The sequence below is a fragment of the Stenotrophomonas sp. YJH_SMC_119 genome, assembly GCF_059368315.1.
The window spans coordinates 20,564-41,767 of the sequence record NZ_JCAFRP010000021.1 but is presented as its reverse complement, the minus strand read 5'-3'; the positions used below and the strand labels follow the sequence as shown (position 1 = coordinate 41,767).

At 68.3% G+C, this 21,204-nt stretch carries 16 protein-coding genes; 9 read left to right on the top strand and 7 right to left on the bottom strand.

Going from position 1 to position 21,204, the window contains the following annotated elements; all coding sequences use genetic code 11:
• Positions 1 to 230 precede the first annotated feature (230 nt).
• Entirely contained in the window at positions 231 to 605 is a 375-nt protein-coding gene (locus AC5P6S_RS20270; RefSeq protein WP_495204734.1) for a DUF4124 domain-containing protein, read from the bottom strand.
• Positions 606 to 685: 80 nt separating this feature from the next.
• On the opposite strand from AC5P6S_RS20270, the gene pssA reads away from it, so the two are divergent.
• The 3 genes from pssA to rimI are packed head-to-tail and all read left to right on the top strand — an operon-like array spanning position 686 to position 2,462.
• Entirely contained in the window at positions 686 to 1,462 is a 777-nt protein-coding gene (pssA, locus tag AC5P6S_RS20265) for a CDP-diacylglycerol--serine O-phosphatidyltransferase (RefSeq protein WP_012479098.1), read from the top strand.
• Positions 1,459 to 1,968 (top strand): hypothetical protein, encoded by a 510-nt coding sequence (locus AC5P6S_RS20260; RefSeq protein WP_012479099.1) that lies wholly within the window; start codon positions 1,459 to 1,461, stop codon positions 1,966 to 1,968. The genes pssA and AC5P6S_RS20260 overlap by 4 nt, the downstream gene beginning before the upstream one ends.
• On the top strand, positions 1,965 to 2,462 hold the full coding sequence (gene rimI, locus AC5P6S_RS20255) for a ribosomal protein S18-alanine N-acetyltransferase (RefSeq protein WP_032964690.1): 498 nt from the start codon (positions 1,965 to 1,967) through the stop codon (positions 2,460 to 2,462). Before AC5P6S_RS20260 ends, rimI begins: the two co-directional genes overlap by 4 nt.
• Positions 2,463 to 2,566: 104 nt before the next feature.
• On the opposite strand, the gene AC5P6S_RS20250 is transcribed toward rimI, so the two are convergent.
• The 4 genes from AC5P6S_RS20250 to AC5P6S_RS20235 form a co-directional block, all read right to left on the bottom strand.
• Complete coding sequence (locus AC5P6S_RS20250) at positions 2,567 to 3,388, bottom strand: EamA family transporter (RefSeq protein WP_012479101.1); 822 nt, start codon at positions 3,386 to 3,388, stop codon at positions 2,567 to 2,569.
• 150 nt (positions 3,389 to 3,538) lie between these two features.
• Positions 3,539 to 6,367, bottom strand: a complete 2,829-nt coding sequence (locus AC5P6S_RS20245) for a valine--tRNA ligase (protein ID WP_495204733.1) — start codon at positions 6,365 to 6,367, stop codon at positions 3,539 to 3,541.
• Positions 6,368 to 6,439: 72 nt separating this feature from the next.
• Complete coding sequence (locus AC5P6S_RS20240) at positions 6,440 to 6,865, bottom strand: DNA polymerase III subunit chi (RefSeq protein ID WP_049418512.1); 426 nt, start codon at positions 6,863 to 6,865, stop codon at positions 6,440 to 6,442.
• A gap of 82 nt (positions 6,866 to 6,947) precedes the next feature.
• Positions 6,948 to 8,426: a leucyl aminopeptidase gene (locus AC5P6S_RS20235; RefSeq protein WP_049418513.1), complete on the bottom strand. Its 1,479-nt coding sequence runs from the start codon at positions 8,424 to 8,426 to the stop codon at positions 6,948 to 6,950.
• A gap of 104 nt (positions 8,427 to 8,530) precedes the next feature.
• On the opposite strand from AC5P6S_RS20235, the gene lptF reads away from it, so the two are divergent.
• Genes lptF through AC5P6S_RS20220 form a run of 3 tightly spaced genes read left to right on the top strand, consistent with a single transcriptional unit; the run spans position 8,531 to position 11,643 of the window.
• Complete coding sequence (gene lptF, locus AC5P6S_RS20230; RefSeq protein WP_005408014.1) at positions 8,531 to 9,613, top strand: LPS export ABC transporter permease LptF; 1,083 nt, start codon at positions 8,531 to 8,533, stop codon at positions 9,611 to 9,613.
• Positions 9,610 to 10,716, top strand: a complete 1,107-nt coding sequence (lptG, locus tag AC5P6S_RS20225; protein WP_065183703.1) for an LPS export ABC transporter permease LptG — start codon at positions 9,610 to 9,612, stop codon at positions 10,714 to 10,716. Before lptF ends, lptG begins: the two co-directional genes overlap by 4 nt.
• A 54-nt stretch (positions 10,717 to 10,770) precedes the next feature.
• The gene (locus AC5P6S_RS20220; protein ID WP_049418519.1) at positions 10,771 to 11,643 is read left to right on the top strand and encodes a hypothetical protein; all 873 of its coding nucleotides are present in this window, start codon (positions 10,771 to 10,773) and stop codon (positions 11,641 to 11,643) included.
• A 92-nt stretch (positions 11,644 to 11,735) separates the two neighbouring features.
• Here the strand turns inward: AC5P6S_RS20220 and AC5P6S_RS20215 are convergent, their stop codons facing one another.
• A complete protein-coding gene (locus tag AC5P6S_RS20215) occupies positions 11,736 to 12,227 on the bottom strand; it encodes an RDD family protein (RefSeq protein WP_005408017.1) in 492 nt (163 codons plus the stop codon).
• A gap of 56 nt (positions 12,228 to 12,283) precedes the next feature.
• Here AC5P6S_RS20215 and xerD point away from each other — a divergent pair, with 56 nt between their 5' ends.
• Together xerD and AC5P6S_RS20205 are read left to right on the top strand one after the other, a co-directional pair.
• Entirely contained in the window at positions 12,284 to 13,261 is a 978-nt protein-coding gene (xerD, locus tag AC5P6S_RS20210) for a site-specific tyrosine recombinase XerD (protein WP_005408018.1), read from the top strand.
• A gap of 100 nt (positions 13,262 to 13,361) precedes the next feature.
• Positions 13,362 to 14,144, top strand: a complete 783-nt coding sequence (locus AC5P6S_RS20205; RefSeq protein WP_005408019.1) for a DsbC family protein — start codon at positions 13,362 to 13,364, stop codon at positions 14,142 to 14,144.
• A gap of 58 nt (positions 14,145 to 14,202) precedes the next feature.
• Here AC5P6S_RS20205 and AC5P6S_RS20200 read toward each other — a convergent pair whose 3' ends face one another.
• Positions 14,203 to 16,302, bottom strand: coding sequence for a glycosyl hydrolase family 18 protein (locus tag AC5P6S_RS20200; protein WP_115875597.1), 2,100 nt, complete (start codon positions 16,300 to 16,302; stop codon positions 14,203 to 14,205).
• Between the two features lie 822 nt (positions 16,303 to 17,124).
• On the opposite strand from AC5P6S_RS20200, the gene purL reads away from it, so the two are divergent.
• Entirely contained in the window at positions 17,125 to 21,009 is a 3,885-nt protein-coding gene (purL, locus tag AC5P6S_RS20195) for a phosphoribosylformylglycinamidine synthase (RefSeq protein ID WP_495204732.1), read from the top strand.
• Positions 21,010 to 21,204 lie beyond the last annotated feature (195 nt).

Here is a 21,204-nt window from a genome sequence, read left to right as displayed (position 1 = left end):
TGGCGCCATCGAGCCCCCAGGGGTGAGGGCGCTTTGCTTGCGAAGCACTGCTTCGCAAGCGCCCGAACGCACAGCCGCCAGCGGCTGGGCCGGACCCCGGAAGGGGGGTTTACGGCGTGTCCTGCCAGCCCACACCGCCCCGCCAAACCAGTAGAAAACCAGAGCCGCTTTGGCATTTGACGTTGCCGTTGCTTGAAGCAGGTGCAGGGCTGCAAGCCCTGCCGATACCCTCACTCCGCCGGGCAGTACGCCTTGATGGCCGCTTCAGCGAATCCTTTCTGCGCGCTGCGCTGTTCCGCGGTCAACGCGGTATCGGCCTTCCCGTCGCCATTGGTGTCCTGCATCACCTGGCCGGAGCCTTCCAGCAGGGCCAGGTTGGCACGGGCGGTGCTGCACTGCTCCGGCACCGGCGCGGCCGGGGTCTCGGCGCTGGCCGCGGCCTGCGGGGTGCGGGCCTGTTCGCGGGTCTCGAACTTCTTGCCCGCCGGCGGGGTCTCCGAATACTGGGTCACGCCATGGGAGTCCTTCCATTTATAGACCGGGCCGGCCACGGCGTTGGCACTGGCCAACAGCAGCAGGCATCCAAGGCAGGACAGGGCACGCATGGCAAACTCCGCGGAATGGGCGTAGAACGCCGATTGCAGCATTGGCGCCGAGCACTGGCAAGTCGATTAAACTGGATTCCATGGACCCGATCACACCGCCGCCGCGTTCGCGCACGATTTACCTGCTGCCCAACCTGTTCACCACCGCCGGCCTGTTCGCCGGCTTCTACGCGATCATCGCCGCGGCCAACGGGGATTTCGTCAATGCCAGCATCGCCGTGTTCGTGGCGGCGGTGATGGATGGCCTGGACGGGCGCGTGGCGCGCCTGACCGGTACCAGCAGCGAGTTCGGCGTCCAGTACGACTCGCTGGCCGACCTGGTCAGCTTCGGCATGGCCCCGGCGCTGGTGATGTACCACTGGTCGCTGTCGTGGCTGAAGTTCGATGACCCGCTGCTCGGCCGCGTCGGCTGGGCCGTGGCCTTCCTGTATGCCGCCTGCGCGGCGCTGCGCCTGGCCCGCTTCAACACCCAGGTCGCGGTGGTCGACAAGCGCTGGTTCGTCGGCCTGGCCAGCCCGGCCGCGGCCGGGCTGATGATGTCCTTCGTCTGGGCCTTCGCCGATGGCAACCTGGGCTGGGACGGCAACCAGCTGCGCTACGTGGCGCTGGCGGTGACGATCGTCGCGGCGCTGTTGATGGTCAGCCGTATCCGCTTCTGGAGCTTCAAGGGTGGCGGCGCCAAGGGCACCCGTTCCGACCGCGTGCCGTTCCTGGTGCTGGCCCTGGTGCCGGTCGCCATCGCCATCGCGGTCATTGATCTGCCGCGCGTGCTGTTCACGGTCGGCATCCTGTACGCCTTGTCCGGCCCGGTGATGTGGGCCGTGCAGCGCCTGCGCAAGAAGCCCGAGGCCGCGTGAGCCAGGAACTGCCCGTGCTGTGGTCACCGGCCCAGCAGGCCTGGCTGCAGGCCATGGGCTACACCGTCTATCACGACGGCCAGTTGGCTGCGGAGCTGGATGCCGCGCTGCAGTTGAGCGTGGCCGAAGCCGATGCGGCTGCCGCGCCAGCGGTGGAGCAGGTGCGGGCACCAATCGCACCCGCGCGCGAGCCTCCGGTTGAAGCCAAACCGGGTTCCCGCCAGGAACGCCCGGTGCCGCCGCGTCGCGAGACCCCGGTCAGCGCACCGGACACCGCGCCCGCCGCTGGCCGCCCGCTGCCGGGTGGCAATGCGCGGCAGCCGGTGGTGCGGCTCCCGGATCGCCTGCAGATCGCACTGCTGCGTGCCTCCGGCTGTAATCCCAACGACCCCGCCACGCAGGCGCTGATGGACAGCTGGCCGCTGGACCAGCTGCGTCAGGACCCGGCCGCCAAGCGCGCGTTGTGGCCGCAGTTGCGCGCCCTGCGCAAGCGGGGCGCACCATGAGTGCGGTCAGCCAGCCCGGCCCGGTCAGCCTGCGCGCATTGCGCGAGAGCGACCTCAATGCGGTGATGGCGATTGAAGTGCGTGGGTATCCGTTCCCATGGACCCGCGGCATCTTCGTTGATTGCCTGCGTGCCGGTTATCCCGGCCTGGCGATGGAGCGCGATGGCCAGCTGATCGGCTACGGCGTGCTCAGTATTGCCGCCGATGAGGCACATGTATTGAACATCTGCATCGATCCGCTGGCGCAGTCGCGTGGGCTGGGTCGCCAACTGCTGCGCGCACTGGTGCAGCTGGCAGGCAACCGCGGTGCGCAGCGTGTGTTCCTGGAAGTGCGTCCGTCCAACACGCCGGCGCTGGCGCTGTACCACAGCGAAGGCTTCAACGAGATCGGCCGCCGCCCGCGCTACTATCCGGCCGCACAGGGCCGCGAGGATGCGGTGGTGATGGCGATCGAACTGGTCGACGGCGACCTGCAGACGATGCCGCCGTTGTAACGGAGAAGGGTTGCCGGCCAGCGGCCGGCACTACCGGTGGATCTCCGCTGTCATCGACACGTCACCTGCCGTGGTAGGTGCCAACCTTGGTTGGCACGCTTTTCTCACGCCAGCCGCAGTGCCAACACACCGCCGACGATCAGCGCCGCCGCCAGCCAGCGCGCGCGCGGAATCCGCTCGCGCAGCAGGAACACCGAGATCAGCAACGCGAACAGGATCGACGATTCGCGCAGCGCCGAGACCATCGCCACCGGCGCCTGGGTCATGGCCCACAATGCCATCGCGTAGGACGCCGTGGTGCCGACGCCACCGGCCAGTCCCAGCGGCCAGTGCTGGCGCGCATAGTCCAGCACTGCGCTGCCGCGGGTGTACAACGCCCACAGCGGTAATGGGATGCCTGACAGCAGGAACAGCCACAGCGTATAGCTGAGCGCACTACCGGACTGGCGCGCGCCCTGCGCATCGACCAGGGTGTAGGTAGCGATCATCGCCGCGGTCAGCAGCGGCAGCCGCAGCTGGCCGCCACGTGCGCCCAGTGCCATGCACAGGATGCCGGTGCTCACCAGCACCACGCCCAGCCACGCCGCCGGGGGCAGTTGCTCGCCCAGCAGGGTGCCGGCCAGCGCAACCAGGATCGGCGCGCTGCCACGCATCAGCGGATAGGCCAGGCTCATGTCGACCTGCTGGTAGCAGCGTGCCACCAGTCCGTAGTAGGTCACCTGCAGCAGCACGGACGCAGCCAGCCAGGGCCAGCTGTGCGCGGCCGGGAACGGCAGGAAGGGCAGGGCGGCCGCCGACAGCAGCGCGGCGCTGCCGGTGACCAGCACGGTGCCGAGGAACTTGTCCGGCCCGCGTTTGACGATCGCATTCCAGCTGGCATGCAGGGCCGCAGCCGCGAGGACCAGCAGGAAGATGGAAAGAGGCATCGGGCGATGATGCCATGCCGGGGAAATGTTCCGGGTTTGGTGGGTGCCAACCTTGGTTGGCACATCGCTCAGTGCGGACCAAGGTCCGCACCCACCAGAGCGGGGCAGGGCAGGTGCCAACCCTGGTTGGCACGCACCAGAGCGCGGCGCTTAGAGCTTCGCGCGCTGCTCGCGCAGGCCGGCCAGCTGGGTGTTCCAGTCGGCCAGTCGCACGCGCTCCTGCTCGACCACGGCCGGCGGCACCTTGTCGGTGAACTTGGCCAGCTTGGTCTCGCTCTTTTCCTTCTCCGCTTCGACGCGGGCGATTTCCTTGTCCAGGCGCACGCGCTCGGCATCGAGATCGACCAGGCCTTCCAGCGGCACCAGCAGCTTCAGCTCGCCCACGATCGCGGCGGCGGCCGGCGGTGCGCTTTCGCCTTCGGCCAGCCACTGGATGCTGTCCAGCTTCAGCAGGAACGACAGCGAGGCGCTGAAGCGTTCGATGCGCACGCGGTCCTGCTCCAGCCCGGCCTGCAGGCGCAGCGGCACCAGCTTGGACGGCGCGACGTTCAGCTCACTTCGCACGCGGCGCACGGCACTGATCACCGCCTTCAGCCATTCCACGTCGGCCTCGGCCTGGGCGAAATCGCCTTCGAACTCGGCGGCGGTCGGGTACGGGCGCAGCGACAGCGTGGTTTCGGCCAGGCCCAGGCGCGGGGCCAGCTGCTGCCACAGCTGTTCGGTGATGAACGGCGTGAGCGGGTGCAGCAGGCGCAGCAGCGCTTCCAGCACGTACAGCAGGGTGTGGCGGGTGCTTTCGGCGTCGGCGGCGTCTGCACCGTTCAGTGCCGGCTTGCTCAGTTCCAGGAACCAGTCGCAGAACGCGTTCCAGGCGAACTCGTACAGGCACTGCGCCAGCAGGTCGAAGCGGTAGGCGGCGAAATGGCCCTGCGCTTCGGCGGTGGTGGCGGCCAGGCGCGCGAGGATCCAGCGCTCGGCATCGGTACGCGGCCTGGGAACGCCGGTGAACGCCGCGCCCTCGGTGTTCATCAGCGCGAAGCGGCTGGCATTCCACAGCTTGTTGCAGAAGTTCTTGTAGCCCTCGGCGCGGTTCATGTCGAACTTGATGTCGCGGCCGTGGGTGGCCAGCGCGGCGATGGTGAAGCGCAGCGCATCGGCACCGTGGGCGGCGATGCCGTCCGGGAATTCCTTGCGGGTGGCCTTCTCGATCTTCTCCACCATCTTCGGCTGCATCAGGCCGCCGGTGCGCTTGGCGACCAGGTCGTCGATGGTGATGCCGTCGATGATGTCCAGCGGGTCGAGCACGTTGCCCTTGCTCTTGGACATCTTCTGGCCCTGGCCGTCGCGGATCAGGCCGGTGAAGTAGACGTCCTTGAACGGGATTTTCCCGACCAGGTTGTCGGTGGCCATGATCATGCGCGCCACCCAGAAGAAGATGATGTCGAAGCCGGTGATCAGCACCGACGACGGCAGGTAGCGATCAAAGCCGCGCTCGGCCATGGCCTGCTCGTTGGGCCAGCCCAGGGTGGAGAACGGCCACAGCTGCGAGGAGAACCAGGTCTCCAGCACGTCGCTTTCCTGGTTCAGCACCACGTCGCTGCCCAGGTTGTGCTTCGCCCGCACTTCCTCTTCGCTGCGACCGACGTAGCAGCTGCCAGTGGCTTCGTCGAACCACGCCGGAATGCGGTGGCCCCACCACAGCTGGCGGCTGATGCACCAGTCCTGGATGTTGTTCATCCAGTGGCGGTAGGTGTTGATCCAGTTCGGCGGCACGAAGGAAATGCTTCCGTCCTCGACCAGTTCCAGGCCGCGCTTGGCCAGGTCGTCCATCTTCACGAACCACTGGTCGGTCAGGTACGGCTCGATCACCTGGCCGGTGCGGTCACCGCGCGGCACCTGCAGCTTGTGCGCCTTGGTCTCGACCAGGATGCCCAGGTCTTCCAGTTCGGCCAGCACGGCCTTGCGCGCGGCGTAGCGGTCCAGACCCTGGAAACGCTCCGGCGCGTTTTCGTTCAGCGCTGCCACCGGGGTGAACAGGTTGATCATCGGCAGGCTGTGGCGCACGCCCACTTCGTAGTCGTTGAAATCATGCGCTGGGGTGACCTTGACCACGCCGGTGCCGAACGCGCGGTCCACGTAGTCGTCGGCGATCAACGGCACGCGGCGGCCGGTCAGCGGCAGCACCACGCTCTTGCCGATCAGGTGCGCGTAGCGCTCGTCTTCCGGGTGCACCATCACCGCGGTATCGCCCAGCAGGGTTTCCGGGCGGGTGGTGGCCACCACCAGGTAGTCGCGGGTTTCGCGCAGGGTTTCCACGCCGTCGGCATCGCGCTCGACGTGTTCGTAGCTCAGGCCCTCATCCAGCGTGTAGGCGATCGACCACAGGAAGCCGTCTTCCTCGGCGCTCTCCACTTCCAGGTCGGAAATGGCGGTCTTCAGCACCGGGTCCCAGTTGACCAGGCGCTGGCCGCGGTAGATCAGGCCCTGTTCGTACCAGCGCACGAAGGCTTCGTTGACCGCCGCCGACGGTTGCGGGTCCATGGTGAAGGTGCTGCGCGACCAGTCGGCGGAGGTGCCGAGGCGGCGCATCTGGCGCTCGATGGTGTCGCCGGACTGCTGCTTCCACTCCCAGACTTTGCCGATGAAGCCTTCGCGGCCCAGCGAATCGCGGGTCTCGCCCTTGCCTTCCAGCGCCAGGTTGCGGCTGACCACCATTTCGGTGGCGATGCCGGCGTGGTCGGTACCGACCTGCCACAGCGTGTCGTAGCCGCGCATGCGGTGGTAGCGCACCAGTGCGTCCATCAGCGTCTGCTGGAACGCGTGGCCCATGTGCAGGGTGCCGGTCACGTTCGGCGGCGGCAGCAGGATGGTGTACGGCTCGCCCGTGCCGGACGGCTTGAAGTGGCCGGCCTTCTCCCAGGCCTCGTAGAGGTCGGTCTCGAAGGACGTCGGGTCGTAGCTGGAGGCGAGTTGGGTCATGCGGGGGAACCAGGAGGCAATCGTTGAAGGATCAGGGCGCGGCGGCGGCCCATCAAGGGGGCCGGGCCGCGCTTACATGTCGTGCTTGTTCAGGTCGTAACCGGCGGCCTTGTACTGGCGCCAGCGTTCGCGCAGCGGTTCGCGCGCTTCCGGATCAGCCGGCACCACTTCCAGCACGCGTTCGCACTGGCCCAGCCAGGGCGCGTCGCGCAGGTTGATCACCAGCGGGCGTGCCGGTGCCTCGGTGCCGGGCACGGCGATCAGCACCAGGGCTTCTTCCTCGTCCATGTCTTCGCCGGCGATCTGGTGCGGGATGTAGGCATCGTTGTCGAACGCCCACAGCAGCTCGTCCAGTTCCTCGGCCTGGGCCTGGTCGCGGGCCAGCACCAGGGTGAACAACCCGGCGTCGTTGGCCTTGCGCGCCAGCTCGCAGACCAGGCGCAACGGCTCGGTCAGGAAGCGGGGCTTGGCGATCAGGTAGAAGTCGGCGCGGGGCATGGCAGGGTCCGGGTCAGGCAGGGGCCCGGCATTGCCGGGCGAGGCCCCGGCCGGCGGGGGCCGGCCAGGGTCGGGTACGGCATCAGGCGCGGGCGGCCTGGTCCAGCAGCCACTGGCTCAGCAGGCCGACCGGGCGGCCGGTGGCCATGCCACGCTTGCCTTCATCGCTGGCCACGCCGGCGATGTCGAGGTGGGCCCAGCGCTGGCCTTCGGTGAAGCGCGACAGGAAGCAGCCGGCGGTGATCGCGCCGGCCCAGCGGCCGCCGATGTTGTAGACGTCGGCGAAGGTCGAATCGAGCATCGGCTGGTACTCGTCCCACAGCGGCAGGCGCCAGGCGCGGTCGAACACCTGCTCGCCGGCGGCCAGCAGCTCGCTGGCCAGATCGTCGTGCTTGCTCATCAGGCCGGCGGTCTGGTGGCCGAGGGCGACCATGCAGGCACCGGTGAGGGTGGCGACGTCGACCAGCGCGGCCGGCTCGAAGCGCTGTGCGTAGGTCAGCGCGTCGCACAGGATCAGGCGGCCTTCGGCGTCGGTGTTGCCCACTTCGATGGTCTTGCCCGACATCGAGGTGATCACGTCGGACGGACGGTAGGCATTGCCATCGATGGCGTTTTCCACCGCCGGGACCACCACCACCAGGTTCAGCGGCAGCCTGGCCTTGACCGCCGCGACGAAGGTGCCGATGACGTTGGCGCCACCGCACATGTCGTACTTCATCTCCTCGATGCCGCCCTGGGTCTTCAGGTTGACGCCACCGGTATCGAAGGTGATGCCCTTGCCGACCAGCACGTAGGGCCTGGCGTCGCCGGCACCGGTCCACTTCAGCACGACCAGGCGCGGGCGGTTGGCCGAACCGCGGGCCACGGCCAGCAGCGAACCCATGCCCAGCGCTTCCATCTGGTGCTCGTCGAGAATCTCGGCGTCGGCACCGTCGTGCTCGGCGGCGAACTTCACGCCCACCTCGGCCAGGTAGGCCGGGGTGCAATAGTTCGGCGGCAGGTTGCCCAGCTCGCGGGCGAACTCGACACCGGCGGCGATGGCCTGGCCCTGGGCCAGCGCCTGGGCGTCGTCACCGGCGATGGCCAACTGGGCCAGGCCGGCGTCATCGGCCTTCTTCTTGCCCAGGGTGGCGGTGTAGCGGTAGGCGGCGTGATCGGCGGCGATCACCGCCTGGCGGATCGCCCAGGCCGCATCGCGGTCCTTGATGGCCACCTCGGACAGGGTGAACAGCGCGCTGCGGGTGGCGCCGGCCTTCAGCGCACGCACGGCGTCGCCGACGGCCTTCAGGTACTGCGGCACGCCAAAGCGGGCCGCATCGCCCAGGCCGACCACCAGCACGCGCGGGGCGCTCACGCCCGGCAGGTCGTGCAGCAGGGTGGTGGCGCCGGTCTTGCCGGACAGGTCGCCGCGCTGGGCCAGGGCGGCCAGGCGGCCACCGCTGGCGGCGTCCAGGGCCTGCGCGGCCGGGGTCAGGGTATGGTCGGCGTACGCGCCGACCACCAGGCAGTCAACGCTGGCGGCCGCCGGAGCGAGGTGGTTCAGGGTGAATTCGAGGGCCATTGAGCAGATTCCATTGGCGAGTCCGTACAATCGCAGGCCGTTTACGCCCAGACAGTAGACTGGGCGGCACCGCGAACGAACCCCAGAGTTTAAACCACCGCCCCATGCTGAAGCTCGACCGATACCTGCTGGGCGATTTCGTCCAGAGTTTCCTGGCTACCCTGATCGTCCTGCTGGTCGTCAGCGTGGGCGGCGTGCTGGTGGACATCCTCGGCAACATCGCCGACGGGCGCCTGCCGGCCAAGCTGCTGTTCTCCCAGCTGGGCCTGCAGTTCATCGCCTACCTGCCACTGATCCTGCCGCTGGCGTTGATGCTGGGCCTGCTGCTGGCGGTGGCCCGTCTCTACCGCGACTCGGAAATGGCCGTCATCACTGCCATTGGCGTGGGCCCCAAACGCCTGCTGCGGCCGCTGCTGATGCTGGTGGTGCCGGTGGTGGCGCTGGTCGGCGCCTGCTCCTTGTGGCTGGGCCCGTGGGCCGGCCGGGTGGCCGAGCAGATGATCATCGAGGCCAATCGAAGCGTGCTGATGGCGGGCCTGGAGCCGGGCCGCTTCACCCAGCTGCCCAATGGTGGCGTGGTCTACCTGTCCTCGATCTCGCCCGATGGTACCCAGCTGGGCCGGGTCTTCCTGCAGCGGCAGAAGGACGATCGTCTGGAAGTGGTGTCCGCCGCAGGGGGGCGCATGTTCTTCGAAGGCGCCCGCCAGCGCTTCCTGGAGCTGGATGATGGCCACCAGGTGGAAGGACCGGTGGCCGGGGGGCTGGATTACCGTCTGGCCACCTTCGCCCGCAACGATGTGGCCCTGCCCGACGGTGCGCAGACCCGTACCGGCGATGATCCGGAACTGATGCCGACCACGCAGCTGTTCGGCGATGACCGGCCCGAGGCGCAGGCACAGCTGCATCGCCGCCTTGCCCCGCCGTTGATCGCGCTGGCGTTTGCGCTGCTGACCGTGCCGCTGGGCCGCAGCTCGCCGCGCCAGCAGCGCTACGGGCGGATGATGCTGGCGCTGATGGCCTACATGGTGGGCACCAACCTGATGTTCATCGGCAGTGGCTGGATCGCCAACGGCAAGATTCCGCCTGCGCTTGGCCTGTGGTGGCTGACCCTGCCGCTGCTGGCGCTGGCGATCTGGATGTATGCACGTGATGGCCGCCTGGGCCGCCCGAAGGGAGCCCGCGCATGAGACTGCGCCCGATGCGTTTCGACCTGTATCTCGGCCAGTCGGTGTTCACCACCGTACTGCTGACCTGGGCGGTGCTGGTGGGCCTGGACGTGGTGATGGCCTTCTCCGGCGAGTTCAAGGACATCGGCAAGAACGGCTACACGCTGGGCCACGCTGCTGCCTGGGTGCTGTACACCGTGCCGCGCCGTGCCTACACCTTCTTCCCGACCGCTGCGGTGATCGGCTCACTGATGGGCCTGGGCCAGCTGGCGGCGACCTCGGAGCTGACCGCGCTGCGCGCGCTGGGCCTGTCGCGCAAGCGCCTGAGCGTATCGGTGGCAATCGCCCTGTCGCTGCTGACCGCAGTGATGGTGCTCAGCGCCGAGACGCTGGGCCCCTGGGGCCAGGACCGTGCCGATGCGCTGAAGTCCAGTGCCAAATGGGGGCGGGACATCTCCACCACCCGCTATTCCGGCCTGTGGGCGCGCGAGGGCGATACCTTCCTCAGCGCCGCCGGTGGCGAAGAGCAGCTGGTGGGCGACAAGGGCACGCGGCTGATCCTGCGTGACGTGCGCCTGTATCGCATCGCCGAGGATGGTCGGATCGCCTCGCTGACCCATGCGGACACGGCCGAGCATGACCGTGACGGCTGGGTGCTGACCGGCGTGCGCCGCGATACCTTCGGTGAACGTTCGGCCACGCGCGAGGAAGTGGCGCGCGAGCCGTGGAACTCCAAGCTGGACGCCGGCGCGCTGGCCACCGGCATCGCCAAGCCGCGCAACCTCAGCGTGGCCGAACTGCGCACCAGCATCGAATACCGCGAGCGCAACGGTCTGGATGCGCGCGACTACGAGGATGTGTACTGGAGCCGCTGGTTCTACCCGGTGAACGTGCTGGCGCTGTGCCTGGCGGCGGTGCCGTTCGCGTTCGGCTCGCTGCGCAGTGGTGGCATGGGCAAGCGCCTGTTCCTCGGCATCCTGTTCGCGCTGGGCTTCTGGCTGCTGCAGCTGTTCTTCGGCCGCATGGCCGGCGCGTTGAAGTTCGATTACCGCATTGCCTATGCGTTGCCGCCGATCGTGATGCTGGCGATATCGGGACTGCTGTTCCGGCGCAAGTCGGGTTGATTCCCAGGGAGCCGGGCAAGGCCCGGCTGTTTCCGTTTCACTTCAAGGACGAACATGAGCTTCCAACGCTTTCTGCCGTACATCGCGGCCGTGCTGCTTTCTGCCGGCTGCAGCCGGTCCACCGTCGACTTCGAGATCGACAACCCGACGGATGCACCGCTGACCTTGTCGGTCGACCAGCAGGTGCATACCCTGCCGCCGCACACCTCCATGCCCCTGGTCCTGGAGCCGGGCCAGTACCGACTGCAGAGCGAGAAGATCGGCAGCGTACGCATGGTTGTCTACGCCGATGGGATCGGTGGGTTGATCAACCCGGCCATGGCCGAGTACGTGATCGTCACCGAGCAGTACGTCACCAGCAAGACCAACTCCGGTGGCCTGGCGTCGAAGATCGAACTGAACGACGTGGAGATCGAGGGCCCCTACGTGAAGGCGACCGGTTTGTTCATTCCGCGCCGTTGGGACGTTGGGCTGATGGGGGAGCTGCCCGATACGGTGGTGTCCAACAGCCCGGAAACCTCGTCCGACTACCGGACCAAGCTCTACAACGTGCCCGGCTTCTTCAAGTACCTGGACGCCGGGGAAGACCTGAAGGCGGCCTTCGGGCCGGGCGGCTACCAGGTGCCGGCGGCAACGGTGGCATTCACCCCGGCCCAACTGCCGGCGCTCCCGGCGGCCTATGAGGCTCAGGGCAAACCGATGCGCGACCTGTATGCGCGCTATCTGGCGGCCACCGACGCGGGGGAGCAGAGGCGCCTGAAGAAGGCCAGCCTGAAGCTGTGGCAGGACTTCGTAAAGACCCGTGCGCAGTTGAGCGGACAGTCGGCGGTGGCCGATGATGTGCAGGCCAATGCGTTTGCGTCCGCCTTCTTCGACCTCTGGACGCAGCCGGCGGTGATCCTGCCGGACCCGGCGCCAGCCGGCTGATCGCTGCGTTGATCGTGTAGAGCCGAGCCCATGCTCGGCTATCGAGTGCATCGCGAAACTGCCGAGGATGGCTCGACGCTACTGGATGCGCATCAGCGCTTGGGCATGCGCACCACGCGGGTGCCGCTGGCGCGGTCGTGCCAGGTCAGGCGGTCGCGGTCGACCCAGGCCCACCAGAATCCCAGTCCACCCAGCAGCAGGGACAGCGTGCCCACGGTGAAACGCATCCACAGCTGGCTGCGCCGCAGCGGCGCGCCATCGCTGGCGCGCAGTTTCAGCCGCCACGGCCGCATGCCCAGCGTCTGCCCACCGCGGCGCCAGCTGGCCGTGGCATACCACCCCGTGACCAGCCAGCACACCGCCCACAGCAGCCACTGCCAGGCGCTGAACGGTGCGATGTTCTCGCGCTGGGCGTGGCCGCTGAAGGTGTAGGCAAGGGTGAACAGGGTGCCGGCCAACATCCACAGCGCCAGCACCGGCAGCGCGTCGTAGACCATCGCCAGCACGCGCCACAGCAGCAATGCACGCGGGCGGGGCAGCTCGGTAGTGGCCGCAGGGGCCGTATCAATGGCGGGGCGGGACATGCGCCGAGCATACGCAATGCTGGCCGCATCGGCAGTGGCCCTCGTATCCTGCACGCATGGCCCTTGTTTCCACCCCCGCCGAACGCCGCCAGCTGGTCCAGCAACTGCCCGAGCTGCGCGCCGACGACAGCGTGCGCATCCAGCGTTTCCTCGATGCGATCTGGGCCGAGAACGGTCTGGCCCGCGCCACCCTCGACAGCTACCGGCGCGACCTGGAAGGGCTGGCGCGCTGGATGGATGGGCGCGATGGTGGCCTGGCCGGCATCGAGCGCCCGGGGTTGTTCGACTACCTGGCCTGGCGCACCCGTCATGGCTGGTCGCCGCGCAGCAATGCGCGGTTGCTGTCGGCGCTGCGGGCGTTCTTCGCCGATGGCGTGCGCCGTGGCGAACGCGGCGAGGACCCCAGCGCGCTGCTGGATCCGCCCAAGCTGCCACGATTGCTGCCCAGGGCGCTGGCCGAAAGCCAGATCGACGCGCTGTTGGCAGCGCCGGATATCGACAGCCCGCTGGGCCTGCGCGACCGCGCCATGCTGGAGTTGATGTACGCCGCCGGCCTGCGCGTGAGCGAGCTGGTGCTGCTGCCGGCCACCGCGGTCAACCTGCGCCAGGGCGTGCTGCGGGTCACCGGCAAGGGCAGCAAGGAACGGCTGGTGCCGCTGGGTGAGGAATCGCAGCACTGGCTGGAGCGCTATCTACAGGCATCGCGCCCGCTGCTGGTCGGCAAGGGCAAGGTGCAGGCGCTGGCCGATGGGCAGACCCCATTGTTTGTCGAGCCGACGCTGCATGCGCTGACCCGGCAGGCGTTCTGGCACCTGGTCAAGCGCCACGCGCAGGTGGCCGGCATCGACCCGGCGCGGATCAGCCCGCACGGCCTGCGCCACAGCTTCGCCACCCATCTGCTCAACCGCGGTGCCGACCTGCGCGCGCTGCAGATGCTGCTTGGCCACAGCTCGTTGTCGACCACCCAGATCTACACCCTGGTGGCGCGCGAGCACCTGCAGAAACTGCACGCCCGGCATCATCCGCGCGGCTGAGCCGTGTCCTGAACCCCGGCCCCGGGCGGTGCGCGGCGTCGCGGCCCGGTGCCGGTGGCTGTGTCAGAATCCGGGGTCTTCTTCTGTCGCGGACTGCTCCATGCTCCGATTTGCCATCGCCGCCGTGTTCGGTGCGCTCAGCCTGACTGCCTGCGCCCAGCCGGCCCCGCCAGCCGCCAAGGCGCCTGCCGCTGCTGCCAAGCCCGGCCCGGCCGCCAACGCGCCAGCCGACCAGGCCGTGCGCGCCGCGTTGACTGCCCTGAACCCCGGTTTCAAGGTGGACTACATCGGTGCCGCGCCGTTCCCCGGCTTCCGCGAGGTGGTCGTTTCCGGCCAGCTGCTGTACGTGTCCGACGACGGTCGCTACCTGTTCCAGTCGCAGCCTTACGACACCCGTGCCAAGGGCCCGGCCAACAGCGAAGGCCTGCTCGGCTACCGCCGCGATCTGCTGGCCAAGGCCAACCATGGCGACCGCATCGTGTTCGCCGCGCCGAATGCCAAGTACACCATCAGCGTGTTCACCGACATCGAGTGCGGCTATTGCCGCAAGCTGCACCAGGACATCGCCGAGCTCAACCGCAACGGTATCTCCGTCGAGTATCTGGCATTCCCGCGCATGGGCCTCGGCAGCAAGGACTACACCGACATGATCTCGGTCTGGTGTGCGGCCGATCGCCGCCAGGCACTGACCAACGCCAAGCGCGGTGGCAACGTGCCGGCAAAGAACTGCACCAACCCGGTGGCGATGCAGTACGCACTGGGCCAGCAGCTGGGCGTGAACGGCACGCCGGCGATCTTCGCGCCGGACGGCACCCAGCTGGGGGGCTACCTGCCGCCGGCGCAGCTGCGCGCGGCGCTGGAAAAACTGTCGGCCAAGCGCTGATCGGCGCCGACCTTTTCCTGTAGAGCCGGGGATGCGTGTCGCATCCCCGGCTTTTTTCTTACTTCAGGCCATCACTGACCGCCTTGGTCAGCGTGCCCTGCGCATCATCACCACTGAACTCCCAGACGAACGCGCCGCCCAGGCCCTGGGTCTTCACGTAACCCATCTTGCGGGTGATGTTGGCCGGGGTGTCGAAGCTCCACAGCGTGCTGCCGTTGTAGATCCAGGTGGCACCGGCGGTGTTGTCGGTGTAGCCCGGCCACGCCAGGTTCTTCAGCACCTTCCAGTCCTCGATGCCGGCTTCATACGTGCCCGGGGCAGCGCCGGTCGCGGTCTGGTACAGGCCGTTGTTGGCGTTGGCCACACCGGTCCAGCCACGCCCGTAGTAGCCGATGCCCAGGTTGAGCTTGGCGGCAGGCACGCCACGGCTGATGAAGGCCTCGATGGCGTCGTTGCTGTTGTACAGCTTCTGGTCGCCGGTGGACGGATCATTCGGCGAATCAAACAGCGCCGACTGGTGATTGGTCTTCGCATCCCACGCGCCGTGGAAGTCGTAGGTCATCACGTTGATGTAGTCCAGGTACGGGTGGTACGCGGCCGGGTCGGTGACGCGGATCTTGTCGATGCCGGCACCCACCGCCACCGTCAGCAGCAGGCCCGGACGCACTGCATCGAGCTGGCGGCGGAACTCGGCCATCAGCGCGGTGAAGTTGGCGTTGTCTTCCGGCTTGCCGCATTCGATGCCGCACGCCACCGGGTATTCCCAGTCGATGTCGATGCCGTCGAACACGCCCAGCGCGGCACCGGCACCACCGGCACCGTCGGTTACCGGCAGGTTGCCCTTGATGTAGGCATCGATGCACGAGGCGACGAAGGCCTGGCGGTTTTCCGGGCGCGCCGCGCTGGAGAAGCCACGCGACCAGGTCCAGCCACCCAGCGAGATCAGCACCTTCATGCCGGGGTACTTGGCCTTGAGCTGCTTGAGCTGGTTCCAGTTGCCGCGCAGCGGCTGGTCCCAGGTATCGGCGCTGCCGCTGACACTCTCGGCGGCACTGAAGGCCTTGGTGTAGTCGGCGAAGGCATCACCACCGGCACCGCTGTTCGGATCCGACGGCTGGGTGACGCCCACTTCGCAGCGGTTGTTGCGCACGTTGCCGAAGGCGTAGTTGATGTGGGTCAGGCGCGCGGCCGAACCGCTGCTGTCGATGTTCTTGACCCGGTAGTTGCGGCCGTAGATGCCCCACTGGGTGAAGTAGCCGATGACCCGCTTGCCGGTGGTGCCGCCGTCGCCGGCCAGCGTGGTGGCGCTGATCTCTGTGCCCTGCGCGGACGCGTTGCCGGCGTTGTCGCGGGCACGCACACGGTAGCGGTAGGTGGTCGATGCAGTCAGGCCGCCATCGACGTAGCTGGCACTGGATGGTGAACCGACCAGGCTGCCGTTGCGGTACACGTCATAGCCGGCCACGCCGCTGCCACCGGTGTTGTCGGTGGACGGGCTCCAGCTGAGCGCGATGCTGTTGGCGGTACGCGTGCCGACCGCCAGTCCGCCCGGCACGCTCGGTGCGGTGGTATCGCCACCGGCGGCGTTGACGGTGATGGTGATGGTCGCGGTGCTGCTGGTGGCGTTGTTGTTGTCGGTGGCTACCGCGCGCAGGGTGTGGCTGCCGGCGCTGGCATTGGTCCAGCTGGCCGCATACGGTGCACTGGTGGCCACGCCCAGCGTGCTGCCATCGCGGAAGAACTCGACCTTGGCGACGCTGCCGTCCGGATCACTGGCGGTGGCGGTCACGTTGACCGTGCTGCCGGCGCTGAAGGTGGCGCCGTTGGCCGGCGAGGTCAGGCTGACCACCGGCGGCTGGTTGGCGCCGCCGCCATCACAGGCGCCGAGGTTGGTGTAGTAGGGCGCACCGGCCGGATGGTCCGGCGGTGCGTTCCAGATGTCCTGGTTCGCCCGATAGAGGACGCCTCCTTTCTGCAGGGTATCGCCGGCCCGGTAGATCTTGGCCTGGTCCCACTGGGCCACGCCGGCACAGCTGGCGGCCTGCGCCAGGCCGGGCAGGGCAGCGGCACCGGCGGCCACGGCAAGCAGCCAGGCCAGGCGGCGGGGACGACAGCTTCGGGTCGCACGTTCGGCACTGCGCACAATCGGGTCGTACATGGGTAAGTCTCCGATCAAAGGGCGCGCGGGCCCCGATGGCGCCGCGCGTGACGCAGGTCCGGGCGTCGCCCGGGAAGGCGACGGGTGGGGCCGGACGGAGGTACCTGGGAGGCCGGGGAGAGAGTCCGGCGCCAGGTGGGGACAACGTTGTCATCAATCGCGTGGTCAATCCGTGAGCAAGCGCATGGTTCCGGGATTCGGATGGAGAGCGGCGCTGCGCGCGGTCGGCGGCCATCGGCGGAGCCCCCTCGTGGCTGGGGTGGGTCGCTGACAGCGGATTTCTGGTGGTTGGCCGGGCGGGTGGGCTGCGCAGGGGGCGCTGCAAGTACGTCCATGTAAGCTCGGTCGCCGCATCCATGCGGCTCACGCCCCTGCGCAGCCCACCCGCCCGGCCACGGACAGGTTCCTGCGCGGCCAGCCACGAAAGACAGAACAAAAAATCAAAAGCAGAAGCCGGTCGCTGCGCTCTCCAATGCCTGATTTCTGATGTTCCCTGGTTGCCGGCCAGCGGCCGGCACTACCGGGGAGCGTCCACGCATGGCGTGGATCTACCGCAGATCGCGGAAATCTGTCGGAGGCGGGGTGGGTCCGGTGACGGGGGTGTCCGCGGCATGGATGCCGCGGCCAAGCCCCCAAGGACGGGTTTACGGCGTCCCCCGCCACCGGACCCACCCCGCCATCCCACGGGAACCCCGCTTTTGCTTTGGCCGTTGCTGTTGCTGTTGCCCTGGCCTCGGCGGGTGCCGGGCGCCGCCCGGCCAGAGCCTTTCCCCCGCTTCCGGTACAATGTCGGGCCCGTTTCCCAACTACGGTTCCCCGGACATGATGGTCCTCGAGGGCGCGCCCGCCCTGTCGCCGTTCCGCCGCGAACGTCTTGAATCCCGCCTGCAGTCCATCGCTCCCTCCCTGCGCATCAGCGGTGCCTGGCACGTCTACTTCGTGCAGCCCGAAGGCAGCGCCGCTCCCGACCTCGCCACCCTGTGCCGCATCCTCGAAGCGGCGCCGCAGGCAGAAGCCGTGGCCGACGGCGCGGTCAGCCGCATCGTGGTGCCGCGCCTGGGTACGCTGTCGCCGTGGTCGAGCAAGGCCACCGAACTGGTGCGCGGTGCCGGCCAGCCGGTAAGCCGGGTCGAGCGGGGCCTGCGTATCGACGTGCAGGGCTGGCCGGCCGATGCCGACGTGCAACAGGCGCTGGTCAAGGCGCTGCACGACCCGATGACGCAGTCAGTGCTGGAGACCGTGCAGCAGGGCCAGGCGCTGTTCTCGGCGCCCGCCCGCGGCGAACTGGAACGCGTGCCGGTGGACCAGCTGGAGGCCGCCAACGAGCGCCTCGGCCTGGCCATGGCCCAGGACGAGATCGATTACCTGCGCGAACGCTTCACCGCGCTGGGCCGCTCGCCGTCGGACGTCGAACTGATGATGTTCGCGCAGGCCAATTCCGAGCACTGCCGCCACAAGATCTTCAACGCCAGCTGGACCATCGACGGCCAGGAGCAGGACCGCTCGCTGTTCCGGATGATCAAGAACACCCACCAGCAGACCCCGCAGCACACGCTCAGCGCGTACAGCGACAACGCCGCGGTGATCGAAGGCCATCCGGCGTCGCGCTACCGCCCGGATCCGGCCAGCGGCGAGTACCGTCGTGAACCGCAGGTGCCCAGCGCGTTCCAGATCAAGGTGGAGACCCACAACCACCCGACCGCCATCGCACCGTTCCCGGGCGCCTCGACCGGCGCCGGTGGTGAAATCCGCGACGAAGGCGCGACCGGCCGCGGCGGCAAGCCGAAGGCCGGCCTGACCGGTTTCTCGGTCTCGCACCTGCGCATTCCCGAGCTGCCGCAGCCGTGGGAAGCGCCGCGCGCGCTGAACCCGCGCATGGCGCCCGCGCTGGAAATCATGACCGATGGTCCGCTCGGCGGCGCGGCGTTCAACAACGAGTTCGGCCGCCCGAACCTGCTTGGCTACTTCCGCAGCTTCGAGCTGCCTGAAGGCACCGACCTGGTGCGTGCCTACGACAAGCCGATCATGCTGGCCGGCGGCCTCGGCGCCATCGACCGTATCCAGGTCGACAAGATCCAGCTGCAGCCCGGTGATGCGGTCATCGTGCTCGGTGGCCCGGCGATGCTGATCGGCCTGGGTGGCGGTGCCGCCAGCTCGGTGGCCTCCGGCGAAAGCGCCGAGGACCTGGACTTCGCCAGCGTGCAGCGCGACAACCCGGAAATGGAACGCCGCTGCCAGGAGGTCATCGACCGCTGCGTGGCGATGGGCAGCAACAACCCGATCAAGTTCTTCCACGACGTCGGTGCCGGTGGCCTGTCCAATGCCATCCCCGAGCTGCTGCACGACTCCAAGGTCGGTGGCGTGATCGATCTGGGCAAGGTGCCCACCGATGATCCGTCGCTGTCGCCGATGCAGTTGTGGTGCAACGAATCGCAGGAACGCTACGTACTCGGCGTCGCCCAGGAGCGCCTGGCCGAGTTCGCCGCGCTGTGCGCCCGCGAGCGCTGCCCGTTCGCTGCGGTCGGCGTGGCCACCGCCGAGGAACACCTGGTGGTGGCCTATGGCGCCGTGCCGGGCCACACCCCGGCCGATGCGCCGATCGACCTGCCGATGGACGTGCTGTTCGGCAAGCCGCCGAAGATGCACCGCGATACCGCACACCCGCCGGCACCGCGCTGGCCGGCGCTGAAGACCGCGGGCCTGGACCTGCAGGAAGCGGGCCTGCGCGTGCTTGCGCACCCGACGGTGGCCTCGAAGAACTTCCTGGTCACCATCGGTGACCGCAGCGTCGGTGGTCTGACCGCACGCGAACAGATGGTTGGCCCGTGGCAGCTGCCGGTGGCCGATGTGGCCATCACCGTGGCCGACTTCGACGGCGTGGCCGGCGAGGCGATGTCGATCGGCGAGCGCACCCCGCTGGCCCTGCTCGATGCGGCGGCTTCGGCACGCATGGCCGTGGGCGAAGCGTTGACCAACCTGTGCGCGGCCCCGGTCGATGCGCTGGATGAGATCAAACTGTCGGCGAACTGGATGGCCGCGGCCGGCCACCCGGGCGAAGACGCGCTGCTGTACGACGCGGTGAAGGCCGTGGGCATGGAACTGTGCCCGCAGCTGGACATCAGCATTCCGGTGGGCAAGGACTCGCTGTCGATGCAGGCGCAGTGGCACGACCAGGGCCAAGCGCACAAGAGCGTGTCGCCGGTGTCGCTGGTGATCTCTGCGTTCGCACCGGTCGCCGATGTGCGCCAGCAGCTGACCCCGCTGCTCGACCGCGACGTGGAAAGCGAGCTGTGGCTGATCGGCCTTGGCGCCGGCAAGCAGCGCCTGGGCGGTTCCATCCTGGCCCAGGTGCATGCCGACCATGGTGACCTGCCGGCGTTCGCCGGCGCTGCCCCGGATCTGGACGACCCGCAGCGCCTGCGTGGCTTCTTCGAGCTGATCCGCGATGCGCGCCAGGCCGGCCTGCTGCTGGCCTACCACGACCGCAGCGACGGCGGTGCCTTCGCCGCGCTGTGCGAAATGGCCTTCACGTCGCGCCTGGGGCTGGACATCACCCTCGATGCCTGGGGCGACGATCCATTCCGCAGCCTGTTCAACGAAGAGCTGGGCGCGGTGGTGCAGATCGCACGCGAAGACCGCGCAGCGTTCGCCGACCTGGTCGAGCGCCATGCACTGACCGAGTGCGCGCAGCGCATCGCCAAGCCGACCACCGCACCGGTGGTGCGCGTGTCGCTGGCTGGCGAGAACCTGGCTGAATGGCGCTGGGAGTCGCTGTTCGACGCATGGTGGTCGGTCACCCACGCGATGCAGAAGCGCCGCGACAACCCGGCCAACGCCGACGCCGAGCGTGAGATCGCCCGTGCCTTCAACGCACCGGGCCTGAAGCCCAAGCTCAGCTTCGACATCAATGAAGACGTGGCCGCCCCGTTCATCAGCACCGGTGCGCGTCCGCGCGTGGCCGTGCTGCGCGAGCAGGGCGTCAACGGCCAGATCGAAATGGCGAACATCTTCGAACGTGCCGGCTTCCGGCCCTTCGATGTGCACATGAGCGACCTGATCGAAGGCCGCGTCGCCCTGCAGGACTTCACCGGCCTGGTCGCCTGCGGCGGCTTCAGTTACGGCGACGTGCTTGGCGCTGGTCGTGGCTGGGCCACCTCGATCCTGGAGCGCAGCGCGCTGCGTGATGCCTTCGCCGCGTTCTTCGCGCGCGAGGACAGCTTCGCCCTGGGCGTGTGCAACGGCTGCCAGATGATGAGCCAGCTGAAGGACATCATTCCCGGTGCCGAACACTGGCCGCAGTTCCGCCGCAATGCCAGCGAGCAGTTCGAAGCCCGTACCGCGCTGCTGGAAGTGGTGGAATCTCCGTCGATCCTGCTGCGTGGCATGGCCGGTTCGCGCCTGCAGGTGGCAGTGGCGCATGGCGAAGGCCAGGCGGTGTTCGACAACGCGGTCGACCAGGCCGCGGCCCGTGTTTCGCTGCGCTATATCGATGGCCACGGCAGCGTGGCCAGCCAGTACCCGCTGAATCCGAACGGTTCGCCGGACGGCATCACCGGCCTGACCAGCAGCGACGGCCGCGTGACCATCATGATGCCGCACCCGGAACGCACCCCGCGCGCGCTCAACATGAGCTGGGCCCCGGCGGAGTGGCAGGGTGATTCGCCGTGGATGCGCATGTTCCGCAACGCGCGGGTGTGGTGCGGCTGATCGCACCACACCGCGCAGGCATCAATGCCGTTGCGTATGGAAAAACCCGCCGTTGATCGGCGGGTTTTTTCTTTGCGCGTGTGAAAATCCTGATGCACCCGCGAGTTACATGGATTTTCAGGCGACAGGGTTGCGTCACGCGTCGCTAACAAAATCCTTTCATAAACAGGGAAAAGAGTGAACTGCTTCACGGCA

What these genes read in the sequence shown, in the direction of transcription:
- AC5P6S_RS20270 (WP_495204734.1), bottom strand. Translation starts at nt 605, where the DNA reads ATGCGTGCCCTGTCCTGCCTTGGATGCCTGCTGCTGTTGGCCAGTGCC.
- pssA (WP_012479098.1), top strand. Translation starts at nt 686, where the DNA reads ATGGACCCGATCACACCGCCGCCGCGTTCGCGCACGATTTACCTGCTG.
- rimI (WP_032964690.1), top strand. Translation starts at nt 1,965, where the DNA reads ATGAGTGCGGTCAGCCAGCCCGGCCCGGTCAGCCTGCGCGCATTGCGC.
- AC5P6S_RS20250 (WP_012479101.1), bottom strand. Translation starts at nt 3,388, where the DNA reads ATGCCTCTTTCCATCTTCCTGCTGGTCCTCGCGGCTGCGGCCCTGCAT.
- AC5P6S_RS20245 (WP_495204733.1), bottom strand. Translation starts at nt 6,367, where the DNA reads ATGACCCAACTCGCCTCCAGCTACGACCCGACGTCCTTCGAGACCGAC.
- AC5P6S_RS20240 (WP_049418512.1), bottom strand. Translation starts at nt 6,865, where the DNA reads ATGCCCCGCGCCGACTTCTACCTGATCGCCAAGCCCCGCTTCCTGACC.
- AC5P6S_RS20235 (WP_049418513.1), bottom strand. Translation starts at nt 8,426, where the DNA reads ATGGCCCTCGAATTCACCCTGAACCACCTCGCTCCGGCGGCCGCCAGC.
- lptF (WP_005408014.1), top strand. Translation starts at nt 8,531, where the DNA reads ATGCTGAAGCTCGACCGATACCTGCTGGGCGATTTCGTCCAGAGTTTC.
- lptG (WP_065183703.1), top strand. Translation starts at nt 9,610, where the DNA reads ATGAGACTGCGCCCGATGCGTTTCGACCTGTATCTCGGCCAGTCGGTG.
- AC5P6S_RS20220 (WP_049418519.1), top strand. Translation starts at nt 10,771, where the DNA reads ATGAGCTTCCAACGCTTTCTGCCGTACATCGCGGCCGTGCTGCTTTCT.
- AC5P6S_RS20215 (WP_005408017.1), bottom strand. Translation starts at nt 12,227, where the DNA reads ATGTCCCGCCCCGCCATTGATACGGCCCCTGCGGCCACTACCGAGCTG.
- xerD (WP_005408018.1), top strand. Translation starts at nt 12,284, where the DNA reads ATGGCCCTTGTTTCCACCCCCGCCGAACGCCGCCAGCTGGTCCAGCAA.
- AC5P6S_RS20205 (WP_005408019.1), top strand. Translation starts at nt 13,362, where the DNA reads ATGCTCCGATTTGCCATCGCCGCCGTGTTCGGTGCGCTCAGCCTGACT.
- AC5P6S_RS20200 (WP_115875597.1), bottom strand. Translation starts at nt 16,302, where the DNA reads ATGTACGACCCGATTGTGCGCAGTGCCGAACGTGCGACCCGAAGCTGT.
- purL (WP_495204732.1), top strand. Translation starts at nt 17,125, where the DNA reads ATGATGGTCCTCGAGGGCGCGCCCGCCCTGTCGCCGTTCCGCCGCGAA.